This window comes from Sphingomonas sp. TDK1, assembly GCF_001650735.1.
Lineage (GTDB): Bacteria > Pseudomonadota > Alphaproteobacteria > Sphingomonadales > Sphingomonadaceae > Sphingomonas.
This window is the reverse complement of sequence record NZ_LXVY01000003.1, coordinates 26,660-36,995: the sequence shown is the minus strand read 5'-3', so window position 1 is coordinate 36,995 and position 10,336 is coordinate 26,660. Positions and strand designations below refer to the sequence as shown.

Below are 10,336 nucleotides of genomic sequence, written 5' to 3'. Positions count from 1 at the left end.
CAAAAGGCACGGCGCCACAGCGACTCGGTCGACATGGTCATCGCGCTGGGCATGGCGAAGGAAGGCTTCAACTGAATCTGGCGCGAACCTGCGATGACCGCAGGCCATCGCTCGAGCCTGACCGATGCGCCATCCCGCATCGCCACTTCCATGGCAGCCCAGCCACGGCGAACGCACAGCCCTTCGCGCACGACCGACTGGTTCGCGGTTCGCGGGCTAAGGCGTGGGGTGACTTTAAAGGAAATCTGGCTGGGGCGGGAGGATTCGAACCTCCGAATGACGGTACCAAAAACCGTTGCCTTACCACTTGGCGACGCCCCAACGGGAAGCGGGCTTATAGAGCCTCAGAACAGACGTTCAAGCCATCCGTGCGCATCCGGCGCCACCCCACGCTGAATTCCCACCAGCTGTTCGCGAAGACGCTCGGTCAGCAGGCCGGGGCCGCCATTGCCGATCTGGAACTCGAAGCCATTGCCACGCACCGCGCCGATCGGCGTCACCACCGCGGCGGTGCCGCAGGCAAAGGCTTCGCGCAGGCGGCCGCTCGTCGCGTCCTCGCGCCACTGGTCGATCGAATAGCGCTCCTCGCGCACCTCGACGCCCGCGCCGCGCGCCAGCGTTATCAGCGATTCGCGGGTGATGCCCGGCAGGATCGTGCCCGAGAGCGGCGGGGTGGAAATGGTGCCGTCGTCGAACACGAAGAACACGTTCATGCCGCCCAGTTCCTCGACATAGCGGTTTTCCACCGCATCGAGGAACACCACCTGGTCGCAGCCCTGCCGGATCGCCTCGGCCTGGGCGACCAGGCTGGCGGCATAGTTGCCGCCGCACTTGGCAGCACCCGTGCCGCCCGGCGCCGCGCGAGTATAGTGATCGGACACCCACAGCTTCACCGACGGCGCGCCGCCCTTGAAATACGCACCCGCGGGCGAGGCGATGACAAGGTAGAGATATTCGCTGGCGGGCTTCACCCCCAGGAACGTCTCGCTCGCAAACATGAAGGGGCGCAGATAGAGCGAGGCGCCCTCGCCCTCCGGGATCCAGTCGCGATCGGCCTTCACCAGCGCGCGGATCGAGGCGAGGAACAGTGCCTCGGGCAGCGGCGTCATCGCCATGCGCTCGGCCGACTCGCGGAAGCGGCGGGCATTTTCCTGCGGGCGGAACAGTCCAGCACCGCCATCGGGCAGGCGATAGGCCTTGAGCCCCTCGAAAATCTCCTGCGCATAATGGAGGACCGCGCAGGCTGGGTCGATCTGGAGCGGCGCATAGGGCTGGATGCGCGCATCGTGCCAGCCCTTGTCTGCCGAATAGCGGATCACCGCCATGTGATCGGTGAATACCTTGCCGAAGCCGGGGTTCGCGAGGATCGTCGCGCGCTCGTCGCCGGTGCGCGGGTTGGTGTGGGCTTCGAATTCGAAATCCAGGATCGTCGCGTCTTCCATCACTCGGTCTTTCTCGTCCCCAGAGCCTCGGGTTGCGCAGGACTAGGCGCGGTGGCAGAAACGGTCAACATGGCTGCCCCAATTCCTGCCTCTCCCCTCTTTCTCCGCGAACCCGAAATCCGGCGCGGCATCGAGCTGCTCTATTTCGGCTATTCGCACCTCACCCGCTCGATCGACGACGGGCTGGCGCGCCAGGGGCTGGGCCGGGCGCACCATCGCGCGCTCTATTTCATCGCCCGCAAGCCCGACCTGACGGTGAGCGAACTGCTCTCGCTGCTGGCGATCACCAAGCAGTCGCTGGGTCGGGTGCTGGGAGAGCTGGCGGAGCGGGGCTTGGTGGAAACGCGCGCGGGCACGCGCGACCGCCGGCAGCGGCTGCTGCGGCTCACCGACGCGGGTGCCAGGCTCGAATCGGAACTGTTCGAGGCGCTGCGCGAAAAAATGGCCGGCGCCTATTCGAGCGCCGGCCAGGGAGCTGTCGGAGGATTCTGGGCCGTGCTCGAAGGGCTGATGCCCGAGGACGAGCGCGGCCGGGTGGCGACGCTGGGGCGCTGAGCGCCCCGGCGCCAAGGCCGATCAGGCGAGCTTGAAGCCTTCCTTGTTCATCGCGTGGGTGAGCGCCTTGTTCTTTTCCTCGCTCAGCTGGGCGCGGAGCTCGGGGAACAGCGTGTCCTCTTCCTCGCGGATGTGCTTTTCCAGCGCGGCGCGGAATTCCTTCACCTTCTCCAGCCACTTGGGCGAGGTGCTCGGCATGTTCTCCAGCTCGTAGAGGAACTGCTTCACATAGCCATGCTCGGCGTTGAGTTCGTCGGCCTGCTCGGTCTTGCCCGCTTCGCGGAGCGCCGGATAGATGACATTCTCTTCCTCGATCGCATGCTTCACCAGCGCATGCTTGATATGCGCGAGGAGCATGTTGCGGCGGATCGTCGCCTTGTCGTCGGTCGCTTCGAGCGTGTCGAACACCTTGAGCACCGCCTTGTGCTCGGCCTTGAGCGCGTCGTCCCAATTCCCGGCGAGCGCGCTCGGCGCCTGCACCGCCGCCTTGCGGCCGAGCATCGCGAGCAGGCCCAGCGCCGCACCGCCGGCGGCTGCGCCGGCGATTACGCCCAGGCTGGTGCCGCTGCCGGTCTTGCTCGTATCCTTGGCGCTGGTCTTCGCAGTCCGCTTCGGTTCGGTCGTCGTAGCCATGGTAGCCTCCGTCGATACATGAGATCGGAGACTTAACCGCTGGGAGTAGTGCGCGTTCCGTCGACTGGCGCGCTATTTGCGCGCTTCGGCGGCCATCTCGGCATTACGGCGCGCGGATGCGGCAAGTGTCTCGCGAAGCAACACCTTCAGTGCACCATCGCGGTCGAGCACGTTGAGCCCTTCGCGGGTCGAACCGCCGGGGCTGGCGACGCGATCGGCCAGCACCGCCGGGCTTTCGCTCGCAGCAGCGGCCATCAACCCGGATCCTTCGACGGTGGCGAGCGCCAGTCGCTGCGCCTGGTCGGCCGGTAGGCCCAGCGCCGCACCCGCCTCGGCAAGCGCATCGACGAAGCGAAAGACGAAGCCGGGACCACAGCCGGCGAGCGCGGTCAGCGCATCGAGCATCGTCTCGCTCGGCACCCATTCGACCAGTCCGAGCGGCTGCATCAGCGTTTCGGCCGCGGCACGGGCCTCGGCATCGTCGCTCGGTGTGGTGAGGCCGACGACGCCCTTGCCGATCGCCACCGGCAGGTTCGGCATCGCGCGCACCACGGTCTGCGCCCCCAGCGCGTCCGCCAGCGTCGCAACTTCCACGCCCGCGAGGATCGACACCAGCAGCGGCACGCCCGCAACGAAGGGCGCCAGTACCGGCGCGACAGTGTGGAGCTGCTGCGGCTTCACCGCGAGCACCAGCGCGGTCGGCCTCTCGCCCTCGGGCGGCGCGGTCAGATGCCGCACGCCTTCGGGCACCACGGGGCTGCCCGGGTCGATGACGGTGATCGCGGCGGGGGCGATCCCCGCCCCTGCCCAGCGGCGGAGCATCGCCCCGCCCATGTTGCCGGCACCGACCAGCCAGATCCGCGACAGCAGCGCCATGTCAGGCCTCGCCCTGGGTCTCGATCAGCGCCGCGGCGATCGCCTCGGTCGGCGTTTTGCCGCCCCACAGGACGAACTGGAAGACGGGGTAGAAGCGCTCGCACTCGTCGATCGCGCTTTCCACCAGCAGTTCGGCCTGGGCGAGCGTCAGCGACGCGCCCTCATCGCCGTCGATCAGCGCGGCGTGGCGGAACAGCAGGATGCCGGTCGAGGACCAGAGCTCGAAATGGCCGATCCACAGCTGTTCGTTGACCAGCCCGATCGTCTCGTAGACCAGCCCACGCCGCTCCTCGGGGACGCGCACGTCGGGGAAGCCCATGAACTGCAGTACGCCGTCGTCCTCGCGCCAGATCGCGCGGAGTTCGTACTGGGTCCAGCTGCCCTTCACCTTGGCGACGATCTCGTCGTCCTCGCGCTCATGGGTCCAGCCATGCGCGGCGAAATAGGTCTCGAGCATGTCGATGGGTGCCGCGGCGTCGCGGTCGAATTCCGCTTCGTCTAGCATGCCCATGTCGCCCTCGGTCGTGTAGCCATGCCCGCTAGTGCCAAGCACGCGGACGGGGCACAAGCTTGCGCCTGCGCCCCGCCGCCGAAAGCTGTGGACAAGGAAAGCCTAGCCAGCGTCACGCATTCCCTTGCGGGTTGAGCTTCGCCTCGAGCGCATCGAGGCGCGCCTTCAGCGCATCGGCCTCGTCGCGCGCGGCGGCGGCCATCGCCTTTACGGCTTCGAACTCGTCGCGGCTGACGAAATCGAGGCCGCCGATCCATTCGCGGGCGCGCTCGCGGGCGCCGGCCTCGGCTTCGCGGGCCACCCCGGCGAAGGTGCCGGCGGCGCCGTTCACCATCTTCACCAGATCGTCGAACAGGCGGTTGTCGGTCTGCATGTCAAAGAATCCCAGTCAAAGCGTGTGGAGGCCGATGTGGGCGTTCGGCGCCGCCGACGCAATCTTTTCTGCACCGGGATTCAGATCGCGGACCTGCGAAAACAGCACGCTCGCGAAGCACACCCAGGCCAGATAGGGCAGCAGCATCAGCCCGGCGAGGCTGCGGACCCGCCAGAAGGCGACCATCGTCATCGCCACCAGCACCGCCAGCGCCACGATCACGATCAGCGCGAGGTCGAGCATGTGGAAGCGGAAGAAGATCGGCGACCAGGCAAGATTGACGCCAAGCTGGAGGACGAACAGCACGACCGCCGCGGTCCGCCCGCGTGCGCCGCGCGCGCTCAGCACCAGCGCGAGCGCCAGCCCCATCAGCACGTAGAGGATCGTCCAGACGACCGGAAAGGCGATGTTCGGCGGCTGGATCGCCGGCTTGGCGAGCGCGGTGAACCACGGGTTCTGGTCGCCGGCGGGCGCGACCATCGCCGATCCGAAGCCGAGCAGCACCACCAGCGGCACCGTCACCAGCGCACGCCGCCAGAAGCTGCGGCGCAGTTGCGCCTTCGATGCCAGTGCGTTCACGTGCCGTTTCCCCTCTGCGATCCGTTGTTTCCGTACGCCTAAGCGATCGCGCAGGGCATGCAAGGGGCCGGACCTACCATCGGCGGCTCCCGCCCGGTTGCGGACATCGGCGTGGCGCTGCATAAAGAAGGCGTTCCTGACCCTGTCGGCCGCACTCGGCCTCGCAGGCTGCGCAGCGGCCTCTTCCACCGAATGCAAATCCATTTCTAAAGAGAAGGCGGTAGAGCTTGCGAGAGAGCAGAAGCGCGGGATGCTTAGCCGCGCTTTTCGCTCCAGGCAGGAAAACTTTGCGTCCGACACCGCAATATTGGCCGGGGACCGCGCCGGTTATGCGGCAAAGGTCAGCTTCAAAGGAAAAGATGGTCAAGAGCTTGTCGGGTTGATCGGCGAAGACTGCTATGTCGGATGGACAATTAAATGACGGCTTCCCACCCTAACGCAGCCGCTCCAGGGCGCATCCACATCCCGCCAGATCAACTCAGCCTTCTGCGCCATCCCGCCGCATCGCCCCGATCAGAAACTCCACATTGCCCTCCGGCCCGGTGATCGGGCTGCGCGTGACGCCGAGCACTTGCCAGCCCTTGCCTTCCAGCCAGACGGCCACCTCGGCGCAGACCCGCTCGTGCACGGCAGGATCGCGGACCACCCCGCCCTTGCCGACCTCCTCGCGCCCCGCCTCGAACTGCGGCTTGATCAGCGCCGCCAGTCGCGCGCCGGGCCGGGTGAAGCCCAAAGGCACGTCGAGCACCTTGGCCAGCCCGATGAAGCTCGCATCGCATACCACCAGGTCGATCGGCTCGGGAATGTGCGCCGGCGTGAGGATGCGCGCGCTGGTCTGTTCGTGGACCACCACGCGCTCGTCCTGGCGCAGCTTCCAGGCGAGCTGGTTGGTGCCGCTGTCCACCGCATAGACGCGCGCCGCGCCGTTCGTCAGCAGTACGTCGGTAAAGCCGCCGGTCGAGGAGCCGACGTCGATCGCGACCGCGCCGGTCACCTCCCAGCCGAAATGCTCGAGCGCATGGGCGAGCTTGATGCCACCGCGCGACACCCAGGGATGGTCGCGCCCCCGCACCTCGATCGCTGCATCCTCGGCGAGCATCTGGCCCGCCTTCTCGATCTTGCGCTCGCCGGTGAAGGCGAGCCCCGCCATGATGAGCGCCTGCGCCCGCGTGCGGCTCTCGGCGAGCCCGCGGTCGACGAGCAGTTGATCGGCGCGAAGCTTTACCATGCCGCCCTTTAGGCGCGGCCAACGCCCCGGCGCAACCGCTCCTCCGTTCGGCGCAAGGCTTATTGCCCACTAATCCGATAGGGATTATGTCGTGAGTCCGGCCAGTCCCTCCAAGGACCAAGGAGAGGAACGCAATGACGATCTTTTCGCCGATCGATGATCGCTCGCCGATCATCCTTACCGTACCCGGCCTCGGCGGCTCTGGGCCGTCGCACTGGCAGACCTTGTGGGAGCAGTCCCGCCCCGACACGCACCGAGTCGAACTCGGCATGTGGAATACGCCGCATCGCAATGCCTGGGTAACCAAGCTCGACCAGGCGATCCGCAACGCACAGGCCCCGGTGGTACTCGCAGCGCATAGCCTGGGGTGCCTCGCGGTTGCCTGGTGGGCAACCCTTGCTGGGCAGACCTTCGGCACGCCGGTCGCCGGCGCGCTGCTGGTGGCGCCGGCCGATGTCGACCGCGACTCGGCGCCGTCCGAGCTGCACGCCTTCCGCCCGACGCCCGCGACGCTCCTGCCCTTCCCCAGCGTGGTAGTGGCAAGCAGCGACGATCCATGGATGTCGATCGAGCGCTCCGAGGACCTTGCCCGCGGCTGGGGCAGCCTGTTCGTGGATGCGGGCCCGCAGGGCCATCTGAACGCGGCCAGCGGAATCGGCTGGTGGGAAGAAGGTCAGGCCCTGCTCGACCGCCTGCTCGATACCGCTGCCGAGCGCAGCGGATCGGTACGCACCACCGCAGATGCACGCTCGCTGTTGGCCGTCCATGCCACCGAAGCGGCCCAGGCGCATTATCTCGGCAGCGCTCCGCCGCAGCAGAGACAAAATGCGATCAAACCGGCGCAACCGCACTGGTAAAATCAGGGAGGACAATCTATAGTAATGTTCATGGGCATGGCCGGGTGGCGTACCCTAGAGCGTCATCCGGCCTACCCTTCGCAGCGCTACGTGATCTTTACTGAATTGTGACGCGATTAGCGCGAGCTTTGTTGCATTTCTTGCAACTCCTTCGTCACGATCAGCATCAACTTTCGACGCCACTCGCGAAGGCTGCCTCCAACCGGAACGACCGCCCGTAACGAACAGCAGCACGTGCGGCTTTGGTCGCGCCACCAGATTAACCGCGAATTTGCGTCATGATATGTTGTACCGCCGCTTGGTCGGGTCTATATGTCGCCGGATGTCGCTGAGTATTCCCATAGCCCGCTGGTGGGCGGGCCTGGATGGCGCTTTTGATCGCATCGCGATCGGGATCAGCGGACTCTGCCTGATTCACTGCATCGCGACGACGGTGCTGCTCACCATCGTTTCTACCGCAGGCGGCCTGCTGAATCCGCATATTCACGAGGTGGGCCTGATGCTGGCGATTGGCTTCGGCGTCTATGCGCTGGGGCGCGGCATCGTGCATCATGGCTATATGGCGCCCGCGATCGTCGGGGCATTCGGCCTGGGAATCATGAGCGGCGCACTCAGCCTGCCGCATGGCGGGTTCGAGACCCTGTGGACGCTGATCGGCGTGTCGCTGGTGGCACTCGGCCATGATCTCAACCGCCGCGCCACCTATTGAGCCGCACCCGCCCGCTGCTTGCCGCAGCGGCCTGCAACGCCTAAATTGCCTGCATGTCCGCACATCATCATCACGAGCATCACGGAGCCGATCTTACCAAGGCGGCCCGCACCCGGCTGGAAGAGGCCGGCGAGCAGTGGACGGCGATGCGCGAGCGCGTATTCGAGGCATTGGCCGGGTTCGAAAAGCCGGCTTCGGCCTATGACATCGCCGAGGCGGTATCCAAGACAGAAGGCCGCCGTGTCGCGGCCAACAGCGTGTACCGCATCCTCGATCTGTTCGTCGGCTCCAATCTGGCACGCCGGGTGGAAAGCGCGAACGCGTACGTCGCCAATGCCCATCCGGAATGCCTGCACGACTGCATCTTCCTGGTGTGCGACAGCTGCGGCCAGACCACCCATATCGACGATGATACGATCACCAAGAACGTACGGTCCGCTGCGCAGCACGCCGGTTTTTCACCTGTTCGCCCGGTCATCGAGGTGCGGGGCAAGTGCGGCAAGTGCGACTGACCTGCCCAATAGACCGTTCGACTTGAGACTAACGTTGCGCTAACAAAGCCCATGGCTGACCTACCCAAGACGCCGCTGCTCGACACGGTCGACACGCCGCAGGACCTCCGGAAGCTCGCCCCCGCCCAGCTGCGCCAGCTGGCCGACGAGCTTCGCGCCGAAACCATCAGTGCGGTGGGCTCCACCGGCGGACATCTCGGCTCCGGCCTGGGCGTCGTCGAGCTGACGGTGGCGATCCACTATGTGTTCAATACCCCCGACGACCGGCTGATCTGGGACGTCGGGCATCAGTGCTACCCGCACAAGATCCTGACCGGCCGGCGCGATCGGATCCGTACGATCCGGCAGGGCGGCGGCCTCTCCGGCTTCACCAAGCGCAGCGAGAGCGAGTATGATCCGTTCGGCGCCGCGCACTCGTCGACCTCGATCTCCGCGGCGCTCGGCTTCGCCATCGCCAACAAGCTGAACGAGGCGCCGGGCAAGGCGATCGCGGTGATCGGCGACGGCGCGATGAGCGCCGGCATGGCCTATGAGGCGATGAACAACGCCGAGGCGGCTGGCAACCGGCTGGTGGTGATCCTCAACGACAACGACATGTCGATCGCGCCGCCGGTCGGCGGGCTTTCGGCCTATCTTGCGCGGCTGATCTCCTCGTCCGAATATCTCGGCCTGCGCGAGCTCGCCAAGCGCTTCACCCGCAAGCTCTCGCGCCGCCTCACCGTGGCGGCCGGCAAGGCGGAGGAATTCGCCCGGGGCATGGCAACCGGCGGCACGCTCTTCGAGGAGCTGGGCTTCTATTATGTCGGCCCGATCGACGGCCATAATCTCGAGCACCTGATCCCGGTGCTGGAGAATGTCCGCGACAGCGAGCAGGGCCCGATCCTGATCCATGTCGTGACCAAGAAGGGCAAGGGCTATGCCCCGGCCGAGGCGGCGGCGGACAAATATCACGGCGTGCAGAAGTTCGACGTGATCACCGGCGCACAGGCCAAGGCGCCCCCGGGCCCGCCGGCCTATACCAAGGTGTTCGCCGACGCGCTGCTCGCCGAGGCGGAGCGCGACGCGTCCGTCTGCGCGATCACTGCGGCGATGCCGTCGGGCACCGGCCTCGACAAGTTCCAGGCAACCTTCCCGGATCGCACCTTCGACGTGGGCATCGCCGAGCAGCATGCCGTAACCTTCGCGGCGGGCCTCGCCGCGCAGGGGATGCGGCCGTTCTGCGCGATCTACTCGACCTTCCTGCAGCGCGCCTATGACCAGGTCGTCCACGACGTCGCGATTCAGAACTTGCCGGTCCGCTTCGCGATCGACCGCGCCGGCTTGGTCGGTGCCGACGGCGCGACGCATGCCGGCAGCTTCGACGTGACCTATCTCGCCAGCCTGCCCAATTTCGTGGTGATGGCGGCGGCGGACGAGGTCGAGCTCGTCCACATGACCCACACCGCCGCGCTGCACGACAGCGGGCCGATCGCGCTGCGCTATCCGCGCGGCAACGGCGTCGGGCTGGAACTGCCCGAGGTTCCGGAGCGGCTGGAGATCGGCAAGGGCCGCGTGGTGCGCGAAGGCAAGAAGGTAGCGATCCTGTCGCTCGGCACCCGCCTCGCCGAGGCGCTCAAGGCCGCCGACACGCTCGAGGCAAAGGGGCTTTCGACGACGGTCGCCGACTTGCGCTTCGCCAAGCCGCTCGACGAGGATCTGATCCGCCGCCTGCTGACCACGCATGAAGTGGCGGTGACGATCGAGGAAGGCGCGATCGGCGGCCTCGGTGCGCATGTGCTCACGCTGGCCAGCGACACGGGCCTGATCGACGGCGGCCTCAAGCTGCGCACGATGCGCCTGCCGGACGTGTTCCAGGACCAGGACAAGCCTGAGAAGCAATATGACGAAGCGGGGCTGAACGCCGCGCACATCGTCGATACGGTGCTGAAGGCGCTGCGCTACAACGAGGCCGAGCTGGCTGACGGCGTGCGGGCGTAAACACGCCACATCCTCCCCCGCCAGGGGGAGGTGTCAGGCGCAGCCTGACGGAGGGGGAGGAAGCACGGCGGCCGAGAGGCTCTG

13 protein-coding genes and 1 tRNA gene are annotated in these 10,336 nt (G+C 66.7%); 6 read left to right on the top strand and 8 right to left on the bottom strand.

All coding sequences use genetic code 11. The features are described 5' to 3' along the window. Window positions 1-246 precede the first annotated feature (246 nt). Window positions 247-321 (bottom strand) — tRNA-Gln (locus A7X12_RS02335). A gap of 23 nt (window positions 322-344) precedes the next feature. Further along, window positions 345-1,442: a branched-chain amino acid aminotransferase gene (locus A7X12_RS02330; RefSeq protein ID WP_064310049.1), complete on the bottom strand. Its 1,098-nt coding sequence runs from the start codon at window positions 1,440-1,442 to the stop codon at window positions 345-347. Window positions 1,443-1,511: 69 nt separating this feature from the next. On the opposite strand from A7X12_RS02330, the gene A7X12_RS02325 reads away from it, so the two are divergent. Next, entirely contained in the window at window positions 1,512-1,997 is a 486-nt protein-coding gene (locus A7X12_RS02325) for a MarR family transcriptional regulator (RefSeq protein WP_064310048.1), read from the top strand. A 21-nt stretch (window positions 1,998-2,018) separates the two neighbouring features. Here A7X12_RS02325 and A7X12_RS02320 read toward each other — a convergent pair whose 3' ends face one another. From A7X12_RS02320 to A7X12_RS02300, 5 genes are all read right to left on the bottom strand, one after another. Then, on the bottom strand, window positions 2,019-2,630 hold the full coding sequence (locus A7X12_RS02320; protein ID WP_064310047.1) for a hemerythrin domain-containing protein: 612 nt from the start codon (window positions 2,628-2,630) through the stop codon (window positions 2,019-2,021). Window positions 2,631-2,702: 72 nt separating this feature from the next. After that, complete coding sequence (gene proC / locus A7X12_RS02315; RefSeq protein ID WP_064310046.1) at window positions 2,703-3,506, bottom strand: pyrroline-5-carboxylate reductase; 804 nt, start codon at window positions 3,504-3,506, stop codon at window positions 2,703-2,705. Window position 3,507: 1 nt separating this feature from the next. Next, the gene (locus A7X12_RS02310) at window positions 3,508-4,017 is read right to left on the bottom strand and encodes a YbjN domain-containing protein (RefSeq protein ID WP_064310045.1); all 510 of its coding nucleotides are present in this window, start codon (window positions 4,015-4,017) and stop codon (window positions 3,508-3,510) included. 112 nt (window positions 4,018-4,129) lie between these two features. After that, window positions 4,130-4,390 (bottom strand): accessory factor UbiK family protein, encoded by a 261-nt coding sequence (locus A7X12_RS02305; RefSeq protein WP_064310044.1) that lies wholly within the window; start codon window positions 4,388-4,390, stop codon window positions 4,130-4,132. Window positions 4,391-4,405: 15 nt separating this feature from the next. Continuing rightward, window positions 4,406-4,969, bottom strand: a complete 564-nt coding sequence (locus A7X12_RS02300; RefSeq protein ID WP_064310043.1) for a TspO/MBR family protein — start codon at window positions 4,967-4,969, stop codon at window positions 4,406-4,408. A gap of 97 nt (window positions 4,970-5,066) precedes the next feature. Here A7X12_RS02300 and A7X12_RS02295 point away from each other — a divergent pair, with 97 nt between their 5' ends. Then, window positions 5,067-5,390, top strand: coding sequence for a hypothetical protein (locus tag A7X12_RS02295; RefSeq protein ID WP_064310042.1), 324 nt, complete (start codon window positions 5,067-5,069; stop codon window positions 5,388-5,390). Between the two features lie 57 nt (window positions 5,391-5,447). On the opposite strand, the gene A7X12_RS02290 is transcribed toward A7X12_RS02295, so the two are convergent. Next, a complete protein-coding gene (locus tag A7X12_RS02290) occupies window positions 5,448-6,197 on the bottom strand; it encodes a TlyA family RNA methyltransferase (RefSeq protein WP_064310041.1) in 750 nt (249 codons plus the stop codon). Between the two features lie 134 nt (window positions 6,198-6,331). On the opposite strand from A7X12_RS02290, the gene A7X12_RS02285 reads away from it, so the two are divergent. From A7X12_RS02285 to dxs, 4 genes are all read left to right on the top strand, one after another. Continuing rightward, window positions 6,332-7,054 carry an RBBP9/YdeN family alpha/beta hydrolase gene (locus A7X12_RS02285; protein ID WP_064310040.1) on the top strand — a complete coding sequence of 241 codons (723 nt, stop codon included), beginning with the start codon at window positions 6,332-6,334 and terminating at the stop codon, window positions 7,052-7,054. Window positions 7,055-7,376: 322 nt separating this feature from the next. Then, window positions 7,377-7,763 carry a MerC domain-containing protein gene (locus tag A7X12_RS02280; protein ID WP_064310039.1) on the top strand — a complete coding sequence of 129 codons (387 nt, stop codon included), beginning with the start codon at window positions 7,377-7,379 and terminating at the stop codon, window positions 7,761-7,763. 53 nt (window positions 7,764-7,816) lie between these two features. After that, a complete protein-coding gene (locus A7X12_RS02275) occupies window positions 7,817-8,275 on the top strand; it encodes a Fur family transcriptional regulator (RefSeq protein WP_064310038.1) in 459 nt (152 codons plus the stop codon). A 51-nt stretch (window positions 8,276-8,326) separates the two neighbouring features. After that, window positions 8,327-10,252 (top strand): 1-deoxy-D-xylulose-5-phosphate synthase, encoded by a 1,926-nt coding sequence (gene dxs / locus A7X12_RS02270; protein WP_064310037.1) that lies wholly within the window; start codon window positions 8,327-8,329, stop codon window positions 10,250-10,252. Window positions 10,253-10,336 lie beyond the last annotated feature (84 nt).